20 protein-coding genes are annotated in these 19,954 nt (G+C 64.2%); 18 read left to right on the top strand and 2 right to left on the bottom strand.

Features of this window, described 5'->3' with window-relative positions; genetic code table 11:
* Positions 1 to 121 precede the first annotated feature (121 nt).
* From AWY79_RS13100 to AWY79_RS13030, 15 genes are all read left to right on the top strand, one after another.
* The gene (locus AWY79_RS13100; protein ID WP_066804754.1) at positions 122 to 400 is read left to right on the top strand and encodes a hypothetical protein; all 279 of its coding nucleotides are present in this window, start codon (positions 122 to 124) and stop codon (positions 398 to 400) included.
* Between the two features lie 3 nt (positions 401 to 403).
* A complete protein-coding gene (locus AWY79_RS13095; RefSeq protein WP_066804751.1) occupies positions 404 to 727 on the top strand; it encodes an FtsB family cell division protein in 324 nt (107 codons plus the stop codon).
* Positions 711 to 1,502 carry a tetratricopeptide repeat protein gene (locus AWY79_RS13090; RefSeq protein ID WP_066804748.1) on the top strand — a complete coding sequence of 264 codons (792 nt, stop codon included), beginning with the start codon at positions 711 to 713 and terminating at the stop codon, positions 1,500 to 1,502. Before AWY79_RS13095 ends, AWY79_RS13090 begins: the two co-directional genes overlap by 17 nt.
* Positions 1,503 to 1,574: 72 nt before the next feature.
* Positions 1,575 to 2,363 carry a hypothetical protein gene (locus tag AWY79_RS13085; RefSeq protein ID WP_066804739.1) on the top strand — a complete coding sequence of 263 codons (789 nt, stop codon included), beginning with the start codon at positions 1,575 to 1,577 and terminating at the stop codon, positions 2,361 to 2,363.
* A gap of 29 nt (positions 2,364 to 2,392) precedes the next feature.
* Positions 2,393 to 3,424 carry a class 1 fructose-bisphosphatase gene (fbp, locus tag AWY79_RS13080; RefSeq protein WP_066804737.1) on the top strand — a complete coding sequence of 344 codons (1,032 nt, stop codon included), beginning with the start codon at positions 2,393 to 2,395 and terminating at the stop codon, positions 3,422 to 3,424.
* Entirely contained in the window at positions 3,424 to 4,497 is a 1,074-nt protein-coding gene (gene tsaD, locus AWY79_RS13075; RefSeq protein WP_066804735.1) for a tRNA (adenosine(37)-N6)-threonylcarbamoyltransferase complex transferase subunit TsaD, read from the top strand. The genes fbp and tsaD overlap by 1 nt, the downstream gene beginning before the upstream one ends.
* Positions 4,498 to 4,661: 164 nt before the next feature.
* Positions 4,662 to 4,982 (top strand): thioredoxin, encoded by a 321-nt coding sequence (gene trxA, locus AWY79_RS13070; protein WP_066804733.1) that lies wholly within the window; start codon positions 4,662 to 4,664, stop codon positions 4,980 to 4,982.
* Between the two features lie 3 nt (positions 4,983 to 4,985).
* A complete protein-coding gene (gene trxB, locus AWY79_RS13065; RefSeq protein WP_066804731.1) occupies positions 4,986 to 5,906 on the top strand; it encodes a thioredoxin-disulfide reductase in 921 nt (306 codons plus the stop codon).
* A gap of 8 nt (positions 5,907 to 5,914) precedes the next feature.
* The gene (locus tag AWY79_RS13060; RefSeq protein ID WP_066804730.1) at positions 5,915 to 6,643 is read left to right on the top strand and encodes an outer membrane protein assembly factor BamD; all 729 of its coding nucleotides are present in this window, start codon (positions 5,915 to 5,917) and stop codon (positions 6,641 to 6,643) included.
* A gap of 33 nt (positions 6,644 to 6,676) precedes the next feature.
* On the top strand, positions 6,677 to 7,540 hold the full coding sequence (locus AWY79_RS13055) for a hypothetical protein (RefSeq protein WP_066804728.1): 864 nt from the start codon (positions 6,677 to 6,679) through the stop codon (positions 7,538 to 7,540).
* A gap of 2 nt (positions 7,541 to 7,542) precedes the next feature.
* Positions 7,543 to 9,594, top strand: coding sequence for an elongation factor G (gene fusA / locus AWY79_RS13050; RefSeq protein WP_418055030.1), 2,052 nt, complete (start codon positions 7,543 to 7,545; stop codon positions 9,592 to 9,594).
* A 3-nt stretch (positions 9,595 to 9,597) separates the two neighbouring features.
* Positions 9,598 to 10,137, top strand: coding sequence for a DUF2062 domain-containing protein (locus AWY79_RS13045; protein WP_078063775.1), 540 nt, complete (start codon positions 9,598 to 9,600; stop codon positions 10,135 to 10,137).
* Positions 10,138 to 10,310: 173 nt separating this feature from the next.
* Positions 10,311 to 12,374, top strand: a complete 2,064-nt coding sequence (locus AWY79_RS13040; RefSeq protein WP_233490924.1) for a methyl-accepting chemotaxis protein — start codon at positions 10,311 to 10,313, stop codon at positions 12,372 to 12,374.
* Positions 12,375 to 12,510: 136 nt separating this feature from the next.
* Positions 12,511 to 14,703 carry a chemotaxis protein CheA gene (locus AWY79_RS13035; RefSeq protein ID WP_066804722.1) on the top strand — a complete coding sequence of 731 codons (2,193 nt, stop codon included), beginning with the start codon at positions 12,511 to 12,513 and terminating at the stop codon, positions 14,701 to 14,703.
* Between the two features lie 18 nt (positions 14,704 to 14,721).
* On the top strand, positions 14,722 to 15,786 hold the full coding sequence (locus AWY79_RS13030; protein WP_066804719.1) for a protein-glutamate methylesterase/protein-glutamine glutaminase: 1,065 nt from the start codon (positions 14,722 to 14,724) through the stop codon (positions 15,784 to 15,786).
* Between the two features lie 58 nt (positions 15,787 to 15,844).
* Here AWY79_RS13030 and AWY79_RS13025 read toward each other — a convergent pair whose 3' ends face one another.
* Together AWY79_RS13025 and crcB are read right to left on the bottom strand one after the other, a co-directional pair.
* The gene (locus AWY79_RS13025) at positions 15,845 to 16,177 is read right to left on the bottom strand and encodes a DUF190 domain-containing protein (protein ID WP_066804717.1); all 333 of its coding nucleotides are present in this window, start codon (positions 16,175 to 16,177) and stop codon (positions 15,845 to 15,847) included.
* A 22-nt stretch (positions 16,178 to 16,199) separates the two neighbouring features.
* On the bottom strand, positions 16,200 to 16,577 hold the full coding sequence (crcB, locus tag AWY79_RS13020; RefSeq protein WP_078063774.1) for a fluoride efflux transporter CrcB: 378 nt from the start codon (positions 16,575 to 16,577) through the stop codon (positions 16,200 to 16,202).
* A gap of 46 nt (positions 16,578 to 16,623) precedes the next feature.
* Here crcB and AWY79_RS13015 point away from each other — a divergent pair, with 46 nt between their 5' ends.
* The 3 genes from AWY79_RS13015 (at position 16,624) to clpA (ending at position 19,940) form a co-directional block, all read left to right on the top strand.
* Entirely contained in the window at positions 16,624 to 17,220 is a 597-nt protein-coding gene (locus AWY79_RS13015) for a class IV adenylate cyclase (protein ID WP_066804714.1), read from the top strand.
* 80 nt (positions 17,221 to 17,300) lie between these two features.
* A complete protein-coding gene (gene clpS / locus AWY79_RS13010) occupies positions 17,301 to 17,615 on the top strand; it encodes an ATP-dependent Clp protease adapter ClpS (RefSeq protein ID WP_066804711.1) in 315 nt (104 codons plus the stop codon).
* Positions 17,616 to 17,618: 3 nt separating this feature from the next.
* Positions 17,619 to 19,940 (top strand): ATP-dependent Clp protease ATP-binding subunit ClpA, encoded by a 2,322-nt coding sequence (gene clpA, locus AWY79_RS13005; RefSeq protein WP_066804708.1) that lies wholly within the window; start codon positions 17,619 to 17,621, stop codon positions 19,938 to 19,940.
* The last annotated feature ends 14 nt before the right edge of the window (positions 19,941 to 19,954 follow it).

The raw sequence follows: 19,954 nt of genomic DNA, 5'->3' as shown, positions 1-19,954 counted from the left end.
GGGAATTTCTGTGGTGACAGGGGTGTTGCAACATGCTACTTTTGCATGTGACATATCTGTACAAGATTTCGCAAAAAGGGTTAATAAACGAAGAGAGACAAATACTTCTGAGAGAGACCCCATGTCGGATTCCAACTCGGTCAAACACCTTGTCCGCATAACCAACTGCCTCCAGACCATTCTCGATCTCGAGTCCCAGCTGGAGCAGTTGGAAAACGGCCATTCCCTCCTCGATGAATTCGCCGTGCTCAAGTCCTTCCTCGAAAAGATTGACGAGGTGGAGTTGAGCGAATCGGACGTGGAGCGGATCGAGACGGCGACGTCGAATTTTCTCAGGGAACTGGAAGGACCGCTGTCGCGAAGGTCGCCCCGTGGCGGGACCAAGCGCAGGCTTCAATAGACCATGCGAGGCAGATTATTCTTCATTGCACTGCTCGTTGCCATCAACCTCTTCCTGATGATCAGGCTGATCTGGAGCGACCAGGGCATTTTCGCCTACCTGGAACTGAAGAACCGGTACGAGGTCCTGCGGGGGAAGATCGAGGCGGTTGACGGCAGGAGCCTGGATTTGAGCCAGGAGATTCGCAAACTCAAATCGGACAAGGGGTATCAGGAGAAAGTCGTTCGGGAGCGGATGAATTTTGTGAAGAAGGACGAGATCCTGTACATATTTCCCGACGAGAAAGGCCAACCCCGCGGAGAAGCACCCGATGAGCAAGAAAATTGAATGGTATCAAGAAGTTCTCTCCTTGGAACCCGGTTCACGGGTCTTTTTTCCGCTCGCCAAGCTCTTCGTCGAGAACGGCCAGCCCGAGGACGCGGTGCAGACGCTGCGCCAGGGGCTGGACCGCCACCCCGACTATCTTGAAGCCCGCATGCTCCTGGTGGAGCTCCTGACCGAACTCGGCCGCGAGGCAGAGGTCCACGAGCAACTGGAGCGGGTCATCAATCCGCTGCGCGACTATCCCGCGTTCTGGCGGGGCTGGGCCAGGAGCCTGCCCGCGGAGCAGCGCGACCTGGCCGTGTTCCTGATGCTGGTGGCCTCCAATATTTCCGGCGACACCATCAAGTGGACCGACGTGGTTTTCGAGGGCATCGGCACCCTGGCGGGCCGGCTGGTGGGCGCGCCCTTGCCGCCCCCTGGCGAATGCGTCCCGGCCTTCAGGCTCCCGGAAGTGGACATCTGCGAGGATGACGAGGCCGACAGGCCGGACTTCCGGCCCGGCGTCGGCTCCTTCCGGACCAAGACCATGGCCGACCTGCTGGCCTCCCAGGGGGACGTGGAGGGGGCACTTGAAATCTACCGCGAATTGTTGCAATCAACGATGTCCGACGAGCGTCGCTCCGAACTCAAGGAGCGGATCGTGAAACTGGAGCGGGATCGTGACGGCGGCGGACCGGGGGTGGAACTCGGCGACGCTTTCAGCGTCCACGCCAAGAACCGTCTGATCAGCACCCTCGAAACCCTGGCCTCGCGGTTCGAGGCAAGGGTACAGGGCTGAGCCAAACCTGAAAGGGACGTGATCCTCGCCGCCCGAGGCGTTGCGGGGAGTGCGTTCGCGCAAAGCGGGAATATGCGATATACATTTTTGATTCTTCTGGCCGCCGTGGCGCTGCTCGGCGGTTGCAGCGTGTGGGATTCCACCGCTGAATACACCAAGGAGACGTGGCGGACCACGAAGGACTTCGTGGACCCGCCGCCGAGGATCGATACCGACAGCTATCAGTTCACCAACCCCAACCAGGAGAAGCTGGCCAAGCTCATCTCTCCGGTTGACGGGCCGTTGACCTCGCTGATCCGGTTCGTGGACGACACGGACACCCTGCCCGACATCGAATGGCTCGACCTGCTCATGGCCCGCTTCCCGTGGGTGGACCGGGTCCTGGTCACGGACGAGGCGGGAACCATCATCTTCATGCAGCCCGAGCTGCCCGTGAAGCGCATCAGCCGGCCGCTGGTCTTCGAAGGGGTCTGGCGGGAGCTGAGCCTGATCACCGTGGTCGATTATTCGGACCTCGGGCCCGAGATGTACATCGGCCGTCCGTACTATGAGGACATCGATTTCAGCGGGTTGATCGGCGTGGGCTTCGACCCCCGGTCCCTGCTGCGGCTGTGCCCGGACCCCAAGGAGCTGGTGCTCATTCATCCCGGCAACAGGGTCTGGTCCCTGGGAGCGGACGTGGACGAAGAGGCGCTGCTGGCCATCGACTGGGAGGAGAAGCTCAAGAACGAGGTCTCCGGTCAGGTCCAGACGGGCAACCGCTATTACACATGGCTGTCCCGCTACGTGGGTCGGGACCAGTACATTTACGCGACGCAGAGCGTCGATCCCAACGCAGAGGGGAGCTGGTGGCCATTCTAGGTCCGCAAAACAATCGAGGGGGAAGGCCGATGTCGCAACAGGTAACCGTCACCGAGCACATCCTGCTGCACCAGAAGATGGTGCCGGGAGCCACGGGGCAGTTCACGCGGCTGTTCAACGAGCTCGTGCTCTCCGCCAAGATCATCACCCGTGCCGTGAACAAGGCCGGGCTGGTCGATATCCTGGGCTTCACCGGGGACGTCAACGTCCAGGGCGAGGAGGTCAAGAAGCTCGACGAGTACGCCAACCGCATCCTCATCCATCGGCTGGCGCGTTCCGGCGTGCTCTGCGCCATGGCTTCGGAGGAGAACGCCGACATCATCGAGGTGCCGGAGTCCCTGCCGCGCGGCGAATACATCATCATCTTCGACCCCCTGGACGGTTCGTCGAACATCGACGTCAATGTCAACATCGGGACCATCTTTTCGATCTTCAAGCGCAAGAGCGACCCCGACGCCGCGCTCATGTCCAGCGACGTGCTCCAGAAGGGCAGCGAGCAGGTGGCCGCGGGTTACGTGCTCTACGGCTCGTCCACCATGCTGGTCTTCACCTGCGGCGACGGGGTGCACGGCTTCACCTTGGACCCCAGCGTGGGCGAGTTCCTGCTCTCCCACCCGAACATCCGCATCCCGGAGCAGGGCAAGATCTACTCGGTCAACGAGGGGTACGAGCGGTACTGGGACCGCCACACCAAGAAGGCGCTGGCCTATTTCAAGTCGCCCAAGAACGCGCTGCGCAAGCCCTACAGCGGCCGTTACATCGGCTCCCTGGTGGCGGATTTCCACCGCAACCTGCTCTACGGCGGCATCTTCATGTATCCGGCCGACCTGCGCGACCCCAAGAAGCCCACGGGCAAGCTCCGCCTGACCTGCGAATGCAATCCCATGGCGTTCATCGTGGAACAGGCAGGCGGCATGGCCGTGGATGGCCTGAACCGGGTCATGGACATCGAGCCGGACCACCTGCACCAGCGCATTCCCTTCTTCTGCGGCTCCCGCAACGACGTCCAGATCGTGCAGGAAATCTACGAGTCGGAGACGCGGAGAAAGAAAGGCCGGTAATGCGCGTCCTGGGCATCGAGACCTCCTGCGACGAGACCGCCGTGGCCCTGGTGGCCGACGGCAGGCTTCTGGGTCACCAGCTGGCCACCCAGGTGGACATGCACGCCCTGTTCGGCGGCGTGGTCCCCGAGATCGCGTCCAGAGAGCACCTGCGCGTCCTACCCCGGCTCTACCGGGAGCTGTTGCGCGAGACCGGCCTGGCCATGGAGGACATCGACGCCGTGGCCGTGGCGCGCGGACCGGGATTGCTCGGCAGCCTGCTGGTGGGCGTCAGCTTCGCCAAGGGGCTGTGTCTGGCCTCCGGCGCGCGGCTGGTGGGGGTGAACCATCTCTGGGCGCACCTGCTGGCGCCCGGTTTGGAAGGGGAGCTGCGGTTCCCGGCCCTGGGACTGCTGGTCTCCGGCGGCCACACCCACACCTACCTGGTGCGTTCGCCCGCCGATTTCGAGCTGCTGGGGCGGACCCTGGACGACGCCGCCGGGGAGGCGTTCGACAAGACCGCGAAGATCATGAATTTCCCGTATCCCGGCGGGCGCTACATAGACGACCTGGCGCGGGAGGCGGAGCCGGATACCACCCTGTTCCCGAGGCCGTACATCGACAATCCGACCCTGGACTTCAGCTTCAGCGGGTTGAAGACCGCGGTGGCCAATCACGTGGCCGCGCACCCGGACCTGGTCTTCGAGACCATGGCCGACGCGGACGCGGTGGCGGCCCTTCCGGCGGACCGCCGGGCGGCCCTGGCGCGAGTCTGCGCGTCCTTCAACTGGAGCGTGGCCGACACCCTGCGGATCAAGGTGGAGCGCGCCCTGAAGGAGGTCGGGAAGGTCGAGAGCCTGATCGTGGCGGGCGGCGTGGCCGCCAACACGGGGGTGCGCGAGGCCATGCGCGGCGTGGCCGAAGCCCACGGGCTGGAGCTGACCCTGCCGTCCCTGTCCCTGTGTACGGACAACGGGGCCATGGTCGCCTATGCCGGATGGGAGCTGGCCAGGGCCGGGTACGGTCACGGCCTGGACCTGGAAGCAATACCCCGGGGCCGTATTGTCCCGCTGGATTGGGAGAGGGCGGATTAACGGTTCGATCAACCGTGAAAATGCCCGGACCTCCTTGACAGTAGGGTACATGCAGACCTATTTTAAATAAATTGCGAAAACAATGGCGGCATGATGCCGCGCCGGCGAGTCCGGAACACTGAAGAATAGCCTGGCCGCAGGCCGAGCAAAAAAAGGAGAACTTCATGGCCAATCAGATCACCGACGCTACTTTCGAAAAGGACGTTTTGCAGAGCGATGTCCCGGTCCTCATCGACTTCTGGGCTCCCTGGTGCGGTCCCTGCCGCGCGATGGGCCCGGTCATCGACGAGCTGGCCGAGGAATTCGACGGCCAGGTCAAGATCGTCAAGATGAACGTCGACGAGAACTCCGCCACGCCCGGCAAGTACGGCATCCGCGCCATCCCGACCCTGATCCTGTTCAAGGGCGGCGAGGTTGTGGATCAGTCCACCGGTGCCGTTTCCAAAAGCAGCATCAAGGAAATGATCACCAAGAAGGCGCTGTAATCCATGAATTCTTATGACGCCGTAGTCATAGGGGGCGGCCCGGCAGGAATGACGGCTGCCCTTTATCTTTTACGCGCCGGCGTGAAAACCGCCATGATCGAGAAGCTGTCTCCGGGCGGGCAGGTGCTCATGACCTCGGAAATCGAGAACTATCCCGGTTTCCCCAAGGGGTTGCAGGGATGGGAGCTGGCGGACAAGTTCGCCAACCATCTCGAAGAGTACGATCTGCACCGGATCAACGACGAGGTCAGCGGCATCAAGGTCGGCAACCCCTGGCACACCATCATGGTGGGCGGGGAAGAGGTGCGGGCCAAGGCGGTCATCCTCGCCACCGGGTCCCGCTACCGCAAGCTCGGAGTCCCGGGCGAAGAGCGGCTTCTCGGACGGGGGGTCTCCTACTGCGCCCTGTGCGACGGCAACTTCTTCAGGGGCCGCGACGTGGCCGTCATCGGTGGCGGCAACTCCGCCCTGGAGGAGGCCCTCTACCTGGCCCGGTTGGTGAACAAGGTATACCTCATTCACCGCCGCTCGGACTTCCGGGGCCAGCTCTGCTACCAGGACAAGTGCTTTACCCACGAGAAGATCAAGATCATGCGCAATACCGTGGTCGAAGAGATCGTCGGCGAGACCGACGTGGAACATCTCGCGCTCAAGGATGTGAATTCCGGCGAGAAATCCCAGCTGACCGTGGACGGCGCCTTCATCTTCATCGGTTTCGAGCCGATCATGGATTTCGTCTCCGACGACATTCACAAGGAGCGCAACGGCATCCTGACGGACATCGAGATGCGCACCAACGTGCCCGGCATTTTCGCCGCCGGCGACATCCGTTCCAAGATGTGCCGCCAGGTGGCCTCTGCCGTGGGCGACGGGGCGACCGCCGCCACCGCCGCCTTTTCCTACCTTGAGCAATTGGACGCCTAGGAGCCCGCATGCGTCGTTTATTGGCCCCTGTCCTTTTTGTCGTCCTCCTCGCCCTTGGCGGGTGCATCTGGATCGACAGCTATTTTCTGCCTCCGCCCGAGGATACGGCCCAGGAGCTGTATGAAGCGGGCGTGGCGGCCATGAATGAAAAGGACTACGGGGACGCCCAGGAATATTTCTCGAAACTCAAGGACCGCTTCCCGTTCAGCCCGTTCTCCCTCAAGGGCGAGCTGGCCCTCGGCGACGCCTACTTCCTGGACGGGGACTACGTCTTCGCCCTGGACGCCTACAAGGAGTTCGAGGCCCTCCATCCCAGCAACGAGAACATCCCCTACGTTCTCTACCAGATCGCCAACACGGACATGAGCATGTTCCGGACCATCGATCGCAGGCAGGAGAACGTCAAGGAGGGGCTGGAATATCTCTACCGGCTGAAGGAGACCTATCCTCAGTCGCAGTACGCCGAGGCGGCCACGGACATGATCGCCAAGGGCCGCCGCATATTGGCCGAACACGAGATATTCGTGGCCGATTTCTTCTGGCGCACGGACCAGTACGGCCCGGCCTGGCACCGCTACCAGTACGTGGTGGAGAACTTCTCCGACATCCCGGACCTGCGGGAATACGCCATCAAGCGCGCCGAATATTCCTATTTTGAGTACCAGAAAACCCTTTCCGAGGAAGAGCGCTTGCGCGTCCAGGGAAGCTGGACGCGCTGGCTCAAGCAGTGGCTTTAGGCCAACCCAACCATTCGGAGGCCGTCCGTCGTCATGCCGAAGCAGGTATTCTCTTTTCCCGACTCCCTTGACGGGTTCCTCGTGGACGACGAGCTGTTCGCCCGCGCCTATGGTGAATCCGCCGACCGCGAGCGCGCCTGGATGAAGACCTGCATCGCGCGGCTGTACGAATGGTATGGCCCGCGCAGGGACAGGGCAGGGCGGATCGCCGAAAGCTGGCGGTCCGGCCTGGAGTCCGTGCGCGCCCATGAACCGGTGGATTTCGCCGTGGTTCTGATCGGCGGCGGCTTCGCTTCGCCCGCCCGGCTGCTGGCCTCCCTGGTCCCGTCCTTGGCCTGCGGCGTGGAGCACGTCCTGGTCGTGCGCGTGGACGGCGAGGGGGACTTCCCCTCGTCGCTGCTCACCGGCATGGAGCTGGCCGGGCAGGAGCTGGTGGCGGACATGGGGAGGGACGACGTCCTTTCCCTCCTGCGCACCCTGGCCGAGGCTGGCCGCAGCGGCGCGGTCGTGGACCTCGCCGGGCTGGACGATCCCTGTCCGGAGCAGGGAAGGGTTGCCTGGTACCGGCCCGTGCTCGACGGCAAGGCCGCCGTGTTCATGGAAGACGGGGCGACCTTCGATCTTGAGGCGCTGGCGTTCTCCCACCCCGGTAGTGAATTTGTTTTGTACGGGGCCGACGTCGACCTGCCCGCCGGGTTTGTCCGCGGCGGGGGGGACGAGGCGTCGTTCCTGAACGCGGTCACGGACGTGGCCTACGCACCTTTCGCCCTAGCGGGCGAAGCCCTCGAAGCCGCCAGGCTGGTCCTGGGACCGGGCCAGGAGGGGTGCTGGGTCTGGCCCGGGCTGCATCCCGAATTCTTCCTGTTCCACCGCACCTCCTGGACCCTTGGAGACTGATCGTGAGCAAAAGCAACGCCCCGTCCGCGAAGATGCTGAGTCAGCTTCGCAATATCGGCATCATCGCCCACATCGACGCCGGAAAGACCACTCTGACCGAGCGCATCCTCTATTATTCCGGCAAGATTCATCGCATCGGCGAGGTCCACGAAGGGACCGCTACCATGGATTTCATGCCCGAGGAGCAGGAGCGCGGCATCACCATTGCCTCGGCCATGACCTCCTGCCGGTGGGACCCGTGCATGATCAACATCATCGACACGCCGGGCCATGTGGACTTCACCATCGAGGTGGAGCGCTCCCTGCGCGTTCTCGACGGGGCCGTGGGCGTGTTCTGCGGCGTCAGCGGCGTGGAGCCGCAGTCCGAAACCGTGTGGCGGCAGTCCGAGGCGTACCACGTCCCCAAGCTCGCCTTCGTCAACAAGATGGACCGGCTGGGCGCGGATTTCGACGCGGTGCTCGACTCCATGGTGCAGAAGCTCAAGGCCAATCCCGTGGCCATCCAGTACCCGGACGGTGCGGGCCAGGAGTTTGTGGGGGTCTTCGACCTGGTGACCATGGAGCGGCTGGAGTTCGACCCGTCGTCCAGCGGCGCGACCTATGCGCGCAGGCCGGTCACGGAGGAGGAGTCGGGCAGGCTCTCGCCCTGGCGCGATAAGCTGCTGGAGACCGCCGCCGAGGAGGACGAGTCCATCCTCGACCTGTACCTGTCCGGCGAGGAGGTCCCCCCGGCCCAGGTGCGCGCGGCCCTGCGCAAGGCGACCCTGGCCCGGAAGATCGTGCCCGTGCTGGTCGGCTCGGCTCTCAGGAACATCGGCGTGCAGCCGGTGCTGGACGCGGTCTGCCAGTACCTGCCCAGCCCGCTGGAGGTTCCGCCCGCAACCGGCATCGACCCGGCCACGCACAAGAAGAAACATTTCGAGGTCTCCCACAAGGAACCGCTCTCGGCCCTGGTCTTCAAGGTGGCCATGGACGATGGCCGCAAGGTGGCCATGATGCGCATCTATTCCGGCCGCGTGGACGCGGGCGGCGAGGTCTTCAACGTGACCCAGGGCCAGCCCGAGCGCGTGGCCCGGCTGTTCCGCCTGCACGCGGGCCGCAAGGAGAAGATCGACGCGGCCTTCGCGGGCGACATGGTGGCCGCGGCGGGCATGAAGTACGCCCGCACCGGCGACACCCTGTGCGACAAGGATTCGCCCATCCTGCTGGAGCAGATCGCCAACTACAAGCCTGTTATCTCCCTGGCCATCGAGCCGCGCAACAACGAGGAGGGCGAGAAGCTCGACGAGGTGCTGGAGAAGTACCTCCTGGAGGACCCGACTCTGGAGCTCAAGCGCGACGAGGACACCGGCCAGATCATCCTGTCCGGCATGGGCGAGCTGCACCTGGAAGTCATCCTGGAGCGGCTCAGGCGCGAGTACCGGCTGGAGCCGCGCGCGGGCCGTCCCCAGGTTGTCTACCAGGAGACCGTGGGTTCCAAGGCGCGAGGCCGGGGCGAGTTCAACCGCGAACTGGGCGAAGTCATGCATTTCGGAGGCGTGGAGCTTTCCGTGGAGCCGTTGGCGCGGGACAAGGAGCGGACCATCTCCTTCGAGGTGGACACCTCGGCCTGGCCCGCCGCCTGGCTCGAAGCGGTGGAGGACGGCATCAAGGACGGGTTGCAGAGCGGCGTGATCCGGGGCTACCCGGTGCAGAACGTCCGCGTGCGGGTGCTCGGCCTGGAGCGTCGGGAAGGCGAATCCAGCCCGGTGGGCTACCGCATGGCCTCGGCCATGGCCCTCAAGGAGGCCCTCTCCCTGGCCGATCCCAAGCTCATGGAGCCGATCATGTGGGTCGAGATATCGGTGCCCGAGGAGTTCGTCGGCGACGTGGTCGGCCTGCTCGGGTCCAAGGGCGCGAAGATCGAGAACATGCTCGACCGCGCGGGCCAGAAGGTTGTCCAGGCGCTGGCCCCGCTGGCCAAGTTGTTCGGCTTTTCCACCGACCTGCGTTCGGCCACCCAGGGCCGTGCGGGGTTCATGATGAAGTTTTCACGTTTTGACGTCCTGGAGTAGACTTTGAAGGATACGTCGAAACGCCGCAGGCCCGGCGCGGAGGAGTCGGGCGGCCGGTTCGCCGCATGGTGGGCGGGCAGCAAGCGCTGGTTGCGGTACTGGTACCTGCGCCTCATGCGCCAGAATTCCTCGCCCAAGAACCTGGCCGCGGCCTGTGCCCTGGGCATGTTCATCGGGGCGCTGCCGATCATTCCGTTCCAGTCCGTGGTGGTCATTGCCCTGGCCTTCGTCATGCGCGTCAACAAGCTGGCCGCATGGCTGGCTACCTGCTATTCCAACGCCGCGACCATGGTCCCGTTCTATTATTTCCTCTTTTTGGTCGGCCAGGCGGTAACTCCGTTCAAGGACGTCTCCTTCGATCCCACCCAACTGGAGATGACCCAGCTCATCCACGCGGGCTGGCGGGTCTTCATGGTCATGTTCGCGGGCGGCCTGGCCTTCGGCATACCGGCCACCATCGTCACCTACTTCCTCTCCCTGTTCGTCATCCGGCGCTACCGCGCGCGGCGGGCCATCCGCCAGCTTCGCAAGTCCAGGGGATAGAATCCGGCGTTCCCGTCCGGGCTCTTCCCGGGAGACTGGGGCCGGGCAAAACGCCAGGCCCTCTCTATAATTGCATTTGATCGCTGGAACGCGTAGCAATAGAGTGTTAAATCAGCATTCTTCCAACTGCGTCGGATACACTCAAAGGGAGCTGGTACATGCATTCAGGTGCAATGGGAAAATGGGTTCTTTCCGGTATTGTTGCGTGCGCATTGTTCGCGGCCGCGACCTACTTCGGCGGGTGGCTCCCCTACGGGGTGGCCGCTGCGGCCGTTGTGTTCCTCTGTCTGGCCCTGGGCGCGGCGGGCGAACGGGAGCGGCAGCGCGAACGGGCCGCCATGCAGGCCCTGTCCAGGGGCGACTCCCTGCCCGAAGGGGTTGGGGAGCTGGCCGGAGGGGCTTTCGGCGTCCTGCAGGAGGGGCTGGCCGACCAGCGCGCGCGAGCCGGTTTCTTCGAGGAGGCGTTCAAGGGGCTGGGCAGCCCCAGCCTGGTCTGCGACAAGTCCGGCAAGATTCTTCTGGTCACCAGCTCCATGCTCAAGATGATCCGTAAAGGGGAAGAGCAGGTGGTGGGCCGGACCGTGAGCCAGGCCCTCTACGACCGCGATTCCGTGTCGGTCACCGAGAAGACCATTTCCTCCGGCAAACCCTTTGCCGACACCCTGGACCTTCACCTGTGGGACGGTCGCTCCATACCGGTGGTCCTGTCCATCAATCTGATCAAGGGCAAGGACGGCGCGGTCGTCGGTGCGGTCAGCTCCTTCACCGACCTGACCGACGAACGGTCCCGGCAGAAGGAGGTCGAGGAACAGCGCGAGCGTATAAAGCAGGCGGGCGAGCGCATCAGCGGCCTGGCCGAGCACGTGGCCTCGGCCACCGAGCTGCTCTCCGCCTCGGCGGACGACCAGGCCCAGGGCGCGCAGAAGCAGCGCCGCCAGACCGCCGCCGTGGCCACGGCCATGGAACAGATGACCGGCACGGTGCTGGAGGTGGCGCGCAACGCCACGGCCACCAGCGAGGCCGCCGGCGAAGCCAACGACTCGGCGGCCGAGGGCGTGTCCATGGTCAGCGACGCTGTTTCGGCCATCAATCAGGTCTCCGAGTCCGCCCGGCAACTGGGCAAGGAAATCGGCGAACTGGATTCCCAGGCCGGTGCCATCGGCCAGATCATCAACGTCATCAACGACATCGCGGACCAGACCAACCTGCTGGCCCTGAACGCAGCCATCGAGGCGGCGCGGGCGGGCGATGCCGGTCGCGGCTTCGCCGTGGTCGCGGACGAGGTCCGCAAGCTGGCCGAGAAGACCATGGACGCCACCAAGGAGGTGGAGCGCGCCATCATTTCCATCCAGGCCCGCTCAAAGGACGCCACCACCTCCATGCAGGCCACGGCGGTCAAGGTGGACGAGAGCACGGCCCTGTCCAACCGCGCGGGCGAGGCGTTGCAGCGGATCATGGACAACATCCGCGACATGGTCGGCCGGGTGACCCAGATCGCCACGGCGGCCGAGGAGCAGTCCTCGGCGGCGGAGGAGATCATGCGCAGCGTGGAGGACATCGCCTCCATCGCCGAGGACGCGGACGAGGCGGCCGGGCAGGCCGCCAGCGCCACCAGGGACATGGCCGAGCTGGCCAGGGACCTGCTCAACGTGTCCAAGGAGTTCGGCACGGGCAGGCAGGGGAGCGGGGACCGCCTCCGGCGCTCGGATGGGCAGATGAAGGGCGTCCTGCCCAAGCTGGCCCAGGAATACGTGAAGAAGCAGTACGCCGACCTGTTCGAGGCCATGCAGGAGGAGCTGGGCAGCCCGGTGTTCCTGCCTGCGGACAGCTATCCGGACCAGGTGCTCAAGCAGATGGCCGAGTTCGTGGCCGGGCGCAGGAAGATGGCGGTGCGCGACTTCTTCATCGGGCTGGGCAAGTACACCGTGGTCCGCTTCAACGAGCTGTATCCCGGCTATTTCAAGAAGGAGCCGCTCAAGGAGTTCTATCTGCGCATGAACGACCTCCACGCGCAACTGACCAAGGCCCAGCCCGGCATCAAGCCGCCCAACTTCACCTATGAGGACAAGGGCGACGTGCTGTTCATGAATTACCGCTCCGCGAGGGGGCTGTTCGATTATTTCGAGGGCATCCTGCTCGGTGCCGCCGACTTCAAGAAGGAGAAGGTGGAGGTCGCGGTCAAGCCGTTCGACGCCAAGACCGCCAGGGCGGAGATCCGGTTCCTCGGGCCACGGTAACCGACCTCTTTTTCGGTAAAAATATAATGGTCCAATCCCGCTTTTCGGGGTGATATGGATTTGATGCGGCAGGAGAGGCCGTGACCGTTCGTCCTGGAAACGAAATTGGACCTGACTTGACGAGGAGAATGCCCGAATGTCTGCAGACGATCTGAACAGGCAAATATTCAAAGAGGAAGCGTATGATCTCCTGATCGAGCTGGAGGGGGCCCTGCTCGAACTCGAGGAAGCGCCCAACGACATGGACCTGGTCAATCAGATCTTCCGTGCGCTCCATACCATCAAAGGTTCCGGCTCCATGTTCGGCTTCGAGGCCATCGCGGGCTTCACCCACGAGGTGGAGACCGTTTTCGACATGGTCCGCAACGGTGATGTCGAGGCCTCGCCCCTGCTGTGCAGCCTGGCCCTGCGCTCCCGCGACCAGATTCGCGCCATGCTTGAGGCCGGGGACGACGAGCCGGTGGATTCCGAGGGCATGGAGGACATTCTCGCCGGGCTGCGCGAGTTCGTCACCGGGAGCGATGCCGGGGCGGGCGAGGAGACGGCGGACGAACCTCCCGTCGAGGTTGAAGACGGCCTGGACGAGGCCGAAGAGGACGATGCCGAGGCCGCGCCCATGCGCAGTTACGCCATCACGCTCAGACCCCTGGGCGGGGATCTGGACATCGATGGCGTGGAGACGTTTTTCGAAGAGCTGGAGCGGCTGGGCGACCTGCGCGTCGTGTCCGGCCACCGCGAGACGGGACACGGCTGGGATCTCACCCTGGAGACCGACGCCGTCCGGGACAGCGTGCTGGACGTCTTTTTCTTTCTGGACGCCAATCTCAAGATCGAGGTCAAGGAGATCGGCGAACCGGCCCCCGCCAAGAAGCCCGAGCCCGAGCCTGCGCCCGAACCGGCCAAGCCGGCGGCCCGGCCCGTGGTGACCACCTATTCCGGCGACGAAGAGGGCGCGAATGTGCCCAAGATCGGCGAGCTGCTCGTGCAGAGCGGCGACCTGACCGTGGACGACGTGGAGGAGGCCCTGTCCGCCCAGAAGAGCGGGGCGAACAAGCCCCTGGGCCAGATCCTGGCCGATTCGGGCAAGGTGGCCCAGGAACGCGTCTCCAGCGCCGTCCGCCGCCAGGCAGAGGTCAAGGAGCAGGAGGTCCACAAGAAGCGCCAGGAGGCCCTGACCAGCATCCGCGTGGCAGCGGACAAGCTCGACTACCTCGTGGACCTGGTGGGCGAGCTGGTCATTGTCCAGGCCCAGATCACCCAGGTGGTCAGCGAGCGCCACGACGCGGCCCTGACCCTGCTGGCCGAGGAGCTGGAACGGCTCTCGGACGAGCTTCGGGATTCCACGCTGGGCATCCGCATGCTGCCCATCGGCACCTCCTTCAGCAAGTTCCGCCGCCTGGTCCGCGACCTTTCCGCCGACCTCGGCAAGCAGATCTCCCTGTCCACCAGCGGTGCAGAGACCGAGCTGGACAAGACGGTCATCGAGCGGCTGGGAGACCCCCTGGTCCACCTGCTGCGCAACTCCATCGACCACGGCATCGAGAAGCCCGAGGAGCGGACGGCTCAGGGCAAGCCCGCTCAGGGCAACATCATGCTCTCGGCCGAGCATTCCGGCGGCGAGGTGCTCATCCGCATCACCGACGACGGCCGGGGCATGTCCAGCGAGATGATCCGCGAGAAGGGGGTCGAGCGCGGCCTGATCACCAAGGACGCCGAGATGACCGACAAGGAGCTGCTCAAGCTCATCTTCGAGCCGGGATTCTCCACGGCCAAGGCCGTGACCAGCGTGTCCGGACGCGGCGTGGGCATGGACGTGGTCAAGCGGGCCATCGACTCCCTGCGCGGGACCATCGACATCGACTCCAAGCCGGGTGCGGGCACGACCATCACCATCCGGCTGCCGCTGACACTGGCCATCATCGACGGTTTGCAGGTGCGGGTGGAGAACGAGTACTACGTCATCCCGCTTTCCCTGGTCGAGGAGTGCGTCGAGCTGGCGCGCAGCGACGTGGAGGAGTCCGGAACCGAACAGCGCATACTCCATCTCAGGGGCGAGATCGTGCCCTACATCCATATCCGCGAATGGTTCAACGTGGAGGGTGATAACCCGCCCATAGAACAGATCGTCATCACGGGCGTCGAGGGCAGCCGTGTGGGTATCGTGGTCGATACCGTTATCGGTGAACATCAGACCGTCATCAAGAGCCTGGGCCGCGTCTACAAGGACGTGGAGGGCATCTCCGGCGCGACCATCAAGGGAGACGGGTCCATCGCCCTGATCCTGGACGTGCCCAGCCTGGTCCGGCGTGTTATAGCTGAATCCAAGTAGTTTTCCCGCGAGGTTGCAATGCGAAAGATCAGAGTCCTAATCGTGGATGATTCGGCCGTGGTCCGGCAGACGTTGGAGGAAATCCTGTCGTCCGACCCCCAGATCGAGGTCATGGGTACCGCCGTGGACCCGTATGTAGCCGCCGAACGTCTCAAGAAGGAAGTCCCGGACGTCATCACCCTGGACATCGAGATGCCGCGCATGGACGGCCTGACCTTTCTGCGCAAGATCATGCAGCAGCGGCCCATTCCGGTGGTCATCTGCTCCTCCGTGGCCGAGAAGGGGACCACCACGGCCCTCAAGGCGCTTGAATACGGAGCGGTTGAGATCATCACCAAGCCCAAGATCGGCACCAAGAAATTTCTGGAAGAGTCCAAGATTCGACTCATCGACAAGGTCAAGGCTGCGGCCATGGCCGGAAAGAAGCCCCTTCGGGTGGCCGCTCCTGTTGAAATCAAGCCCAAACTCGACGCCGACGTGATGATTCCCAAAGGAAAACCAATGCCCGTTTCGCCGACTGAAAAGATCTGCCTTGTCGGTGCCTCGACCGGCGGCACGGAGGCGCTCCGTGTCTTCCTGGAGGCCCAGCCCGCGAATTGCCCGCCCATCGCCATCGTGCAGCACATGCCCGAGCATTTCACGGCCGCGTTCGCCAACCGGCTGAATGGCCTCTGCCGGATCAACGTCAAGGAGGCCGCGGACGGCGACGCCATGATGCGCGGGCTGGCCCTGATCGCCCCCGGCGACAAGCACATGCTCCTCAAGCGCAGCGGCGCGAGGTACTTTGTCGAGGTCAAGGAGGGGCCGCTGGTCTCGCGCCACCGCCCGTCCGTGGACGTCCTGTTCCGTTCCGGCGCGCGCTACGGCGGGTCCAACGTGGTGGCCGCGATCATGACCGGCATGGGTGACGACGGGGCCAAGGGCATGAAGGAGCTGAAGGAGGCCGGGGCGTACACCATCGCCCAGGACGAGGCCAGCTGCGTGGTCTTCGGCATGCCCCAGGAGGCCATCAAGCTCGGCGGAGTGGACAAGGTCCTGTCACTGGAAAAAATCGCGGCCGAGATCGTCCGTGCCTGCGGCTAGACGGTTTTCGAATCGGAAAAACGAAGCGTCCCGGCGAGTTGTCGCCGGGACGCTTTTTTCAGCTGTGGCGGTAGGCGATGACGTCCACCGGTTCGCGGGTGACCATGCCTTCCTTGAGCATGGCGTCGAGCTTGTCGAGGAGCGGCTCGAGCCTGTCGGGATGGTCTATGATCTCGACCACCACGGGCAGGTCTTCGGACAGGCGCAGGATTTTGCTGGTGTGGATCAGGCTGTTGGCTCCGAAGCCCATCAGGCCGCGAAACACCGTGGCCCCGGCCAGCCCCATGGAGCGCGCCTCGCGCACCACGGCTTCGGCCAGCGATTGACCGTCCAGCTTGTCGTCCTCGCCGATGTATATCCTGATCCGTTCGGCCTTTTCGAGCAATTTCATGACGAACTCCCGGAGTGGAGGGTTACAGGAGGCGGCCCAGGGCGATGCCCGCCAGGACCAGGATCAGCCCGGCCACGGACTGGCCGACCACGTTGGCCATGGCCATGGCGATCTGGCCGAACTTGACCAGGGACGCGGTCTCGAACATGTAGGTCGAGAAGGTGGTGAACGCGCCCATGAAACCGGTCAGGACCAGGAGCCGGACCCCGCTGCCGGGCAGCAGCCGGTTCTCGAAGAATCCCCAGACCGCGCCGAAGAGCAGGCAACCGGCCATGTTCACCGCAAAGGTCCCGGCCGGGAACGAACCTCCGGCCAGACGCTGGGCCACGCCGGACAGCCAGTAGCGCGAAAGGGTCCCGGCGGCCCCGCCCAGAGAAAGATAGAGAATTTTGGTCAGCATTTCGTTATCCTTGCACCCGGTATAGCAATACAAGAGGAGAATGCCAATGACGCTGGAGTGCGAATTGAAATTCCTGGACGGCGACCTCGATGCCCTTGGGGACCGGCTGCGCGGGCTCGGCGCACAGGGAACCGGACCCTATTTCGAGGCCAACACCGTCTTCGACCGCCCGGACCGCTCCCTGAAGGAGAAGGGCGTGCTGCTCAGACTCCGGGAGAAGCGGGGCGAGGCCGTGCTCACGGTCAAGCGCCCGCCCGAGAACCCCGTGCCGTCCGCGCTCAAGGTGTTCGAGGAGATCGAGACCACGGTGGGAGACGCCGAGGCCATGGCCGCCGCCCTTGCGGCCCTGGGGTTCGTCCCGGCCTTCCGCTACGAGAAGTTCCGCGAGAAGTGGCACCACATGGGGTGTACTGTCTGCCTGGACCGGTTGCCCTTCGGGGATTTCGTGGAGATCGAGGGCGCGGAGCCGGACGTCATGGCCTGCGCCGAAGCCTTGGGATTGGACCCGAACCTGACCACCAAGGCGACCTACCACGGCCTCAACCTCCGGTATCGGTTGGAGAAGGGGCTGGAGGCTGACGAGAATTTCGTGTTCGAGCCCGTCCGGCGGGATTCCCTCGCGGCCCAACTTGAGAAACTTTGACCTGCGGCCCTCGACAGGCGGGTAAAAGGAATTTATATTGGGAGCTAGGAAATACAAAGGATTGGTGGAGTCCAACTGATATGAGCGACCCTGTTACCGGCGACCGGACCGACTTCCAGCTCCGCGACGAACGCGAAGTCAAGGAACCGAAAAAGTATAAGGTCCTGCTGCATAATGACGATTATACGACCATGGACTTCGTGGTCGAGATACTGGTTCGCGTCTTCCACAAGTCGGAAGCGCAGGCCACGGCCATCATGCTCTCCGTGCACAACCAGGGGTACGGAGTGTGCGGCACCTACACCGCTGAAGTGGCCGAGACAAAGGTAGACCTGGTGCACAAGCTGGCGAAGAGCGCGGGCTTTCCGCTGAAGTGCAGCATGGAAGGTGAATAGATTATGACGATGCTCAGCAAGGAACTGGAAAGCGCGTTGACCTCCGCGGTCAACGAGGTGAAGCGGCGCAATCATGAATTTTTGACGCTGGAGCACCTGTTGTACGCCATCTCCATCGAAGAGCAGGGCGAGGAGATCCTCGAAGCCTGCGGCGCGGAGATGGAGCGGCTCAGGGACCAGCTCGGGCGCTTCTTCGTCGAGAACATGGAACCCCTGCCCGAAGGCACGGAGTCCGAGGTCATCCAGACCCTGGGCGTGCGCCGCGTGTTGCAGCGCGCCGTGTGGCAGAAAAAGGCGTCGGGCAAGTCCACCGTGGAGGTGGGCGACGTGCTGGCGGCCATGTTCGACGAGGAGGATTCCTACGCCGTCTACTTCCTGCGCACCCACGACGTGTCCCGCCTCGACATCCTGGAGTTCATCTCCCACGGCATGTCCATGCGCGAGGACTGGAACGACCTTGGCGACGAGCCGGCCCGCAAGGGCGACTCCCTGGACGACCGATCGGGCGAGAAGAAGAGCCCGCTGGAGGAGTTCACCGTCAACCTCACCGACCGCGCGGCCCAGGGGCTCATCGATCCGCTCATCGGGCGCGCCGCCGAGCTGGAGCGCACGGTCCAGGTCCTGGCCCGCCGCCGCAAGAACAACCCCATCTTCGTGGGTGATCCCGGCGTGGGCAAGACCGCCATGGCCGAGGGCCTGGCCCTGATGATCGTCGAGGGCAACGTGCCCAAGGAATTCGTCAACGCCGAGGTCTACGGCCTGGACATGGGCGCGCTCCTGGCGGGCACCAAGTACCGGGGCGATTTCGAGGCGCGTCTCAAGGGCGTGCTGGCCGAGCTGAAGAAGAACCGCGACGCCATCCTGTTCGTGGACGAGATCCACACCATCGTGGGCGCGGGGTCCGTCAGCGGCGGCTCCATGGACGCTTCCAACATCCTCAAGCCGCTCCTCCAGTCCGGCGAGATCCGCTGCATCGGGTCCACCACGTTCGAGGAGTACAAGAACCATTTCGAAAAGGACCGCGCCCTGTCGCGTCGGTTCCAGAAGATCGAGATCGCCGAGCCGACCGTGGAGGAGACCATCGCCATCCTCAAGGGGCTGCAACCCCACTACGAGGAGTTCCACGGGGTCAACTACACCCATTTCGCGCTCAAGGCCGCGGCCGAGCTGTCCGAGCGGCACATCACGGACCGCTTCCTGCCCGACAAGGCCATCGACGTCATGGACGAGGCCGGGGCGCTCTACAAGCTCTCCGGCAGGCCGCGCAAGGGCGACCGCATCAAGGTGGCCGACGTGGAAAAGGTCGTGGCCCGCATGGCGCGCATCCCGGCCCGCCGGCTGACCATGTCCGACCGCGAGCGGCTCAAGAGCCTGGAAGGGGACCTCAAGTCCGTGGTCTTCGGCCAGGACGACGCCGTGGCCGCGCTGGCCAAGTCCATCAAGCGCTCCCGCGCGGGCATGCGCCAGGCCGGGCGTCCCGTGGGCAGCTTCCTGCTCACCGGCCCCACCGGCGTGGGCAAGACCGAGCTGGCCCGCCAGCTGGCCCAGGTGCTGGGCATCGGCTTCCTGCGCTTCGACATGTCCGAGTACATGGAGAAGCACGCCGTGGCCCGGCTCATCGGCGCGCCTCCTGGCTACGTCGGCTTCGACCAGGGCGGCCTGCTCACCGAGGGCGTGCGCAAGAAGCCGCACTGCGTGGTCCTGTTCGACGAGATCGAGAAGGCCCACCCGGACGTCTTCAACATCCTGCTCCAGGTCATGGACTACGCCACCCTGACCGACAACAACGGGCGCAAGGCGGATTTCCGGCACGTCATCCTGTTGATGACCTCCAACGCGGGGGCCAGGGAGATGGCCAAGGGGGCCATCGGCTTCAAGCGCGACGAGGACGCCGACCGCAAGGGCGACGCGCTCAAGGCGCTGGAGAAGCTGTTCAGCCCCGAGTTCCGCAACCGACTCGACTCCATCGTCACCTTCCGCGCCCTGGAACAGCCGGTCATGGAGCAGATCGTGGACAAGTTCATCAAGGAGCTGAACGATCAGCTCCAGGACCGCCGCGTGGTGGTTGCCCTGACCGGGAAGGCCCGCGCGAGGCTGGCCGAGCTGGGTTACGACACCGCCATGGGCGCGCGTCCCATGGGCCGGGTCATCCAGACCGAGATCAAGGACGTCATCGCGGACGAGCTGCTCTTCGGCGAGCTGACCAAGGGCGGCGTGGTCACCGTGGACGTGGCCAAGAAGTCCGGCCGGTCCGGCAAGAAGAAGGGCGGGGACAAGGAAAGGGAGTTCTCCTTCTCCTACGAGACCACGGGTCCCAAGCAATAGCCATCATCGAAGGG

It is taken from the genome of Pseudodesulfovibrio indicus, from assembly GCF_001563225.1.
Lineage (GTDB): Bacteria > Desulfobacterota > Desulfovibrionia > Desulfovibrionales > Desulfovibrionaceae > Pseudodesulfovibrio > Pseudodesulfovibrio indicus.
The sequence above is the reverse complement of the archived record's forward strand: the minus strand, read 5'-3'. Positions and strand labels throughout refer to the sequence as shown.

Coding starts and splice junctions, on each gene's coding strand:
- trxA (WP_066804733.1), top strand. CDS start 4,662: ATGGCCAATCAGATCACCGACGCTACTTTCGAAAAGGACGTTTTGCAG.
- AWY79_RS13060 (WP_066804730.1), top strand. CDS start 5,915: ATGCGTCGTTTATTGGCCCCTGTCCTTTTTGTCGTCCTCCTCGCCCTT.
- AWY79_RS13095 (WP_066804751.1), top strand. CDS start 404: ATGCGAGGCAGATTATTCTTCATTGCACTGCTCGTTGCCATCAACCTC.
- crcB (WP_078063774.1), bottom strand. CDS start 16,577: ATGCTGACCAAAATTCTCTATCTTTCTCTGGGCGGGGCCGCCGGGACC.
- clpA (WP_066804708.1), top strand. CDS start 17,619: ATGACGATGCTCAGCAAGGAACTGGAAAGCGCGTTGACCTCCGCGGTC.
- AWY79_RS13035 (WP_066804722.1), top strand. CDS start 12,511: ATGTCTGCAGACGATCTGAACAGGCAAATATTCAAAGAGGAAGCGTAT.
- trxB (WP_066804731.1), top strand. CDS start 4,986: ATGAATTCTTATGACGCCGTAGTCATAGGGGGCGGCCCGGCAGGAATG.
- AWY79_RS13015 (WP_066804714.1), top strand. CDS start 16,624: ATGACGCTGGAGTGCGAATTGAAATTCCTGGACGGCGACCTCGATGCC.
- clpS (WP_066804711.1), top strand. CDS start 17,301: ATGAGCGACCCTGTTACCGGCGACCGGACCGACTTCCAGCTCCGCGAC.
- AWY79_RS13085 (WP_066804739.1), top strand. CDS start 1,575: ATGCGATATACATTTTTGATTCTTCTGGCCGCCGTGGCGCTGCTCGGC.
- fbp (WP_066804737.1), top strand. CDS start 2,393: ATGTCGCAACAGGTAACCGTCACCGAGCACATCCTGCTGCACCAGAAG.
- tsaD (WP_066804735.1), top strand. CDS start 3,424: ATGCGCGTCCTGGGCATCGAGACCTCCTGCGACGAGACCGCCGTGGCC.
- AWY79_RS13025 (WP_066804717.1), bottom strand. CDS start 16,177: ATGAAATTGCTCGAAAAGGCCGAACGGATCAGGATATACATCGGCGAG.
- AWY79_RS13055 (WP_066804728.1), top strand. CDS start 6,677: ATGCCGAAGCAGGTATTCTCTTTTCCCGACTCCCTTGACGGGTTCCTC.
- AWY79_RS13040 (WP_233490924.1), top strand. CDS start 10,311: ATGGGAAAATGGGTTCTTTCCGGTATTGTTGCGTGCGCATTGTTCGCG.
- AWY79_RS13030 (WP_066804719.1), top strand. CDS start 14,722: ATGCGAAAGATCAGAGTCCTAATCGTGGATGATTCGGCCGTGGTCCGG.
- AWY79_RS13100 (WP_066804754.1), top strand. CDS start 122: ATGTCGGATTCCAACTCGGTCAAACACCTTGTCCGCATAACCAACTGC.
- AWY79_RS13090 (WP_066804748.1), top strand. CDS start 711: ATGAGCAAGAAAATTGAATGGTATCAAGAAGTTCTCTCCTTGGAACCC.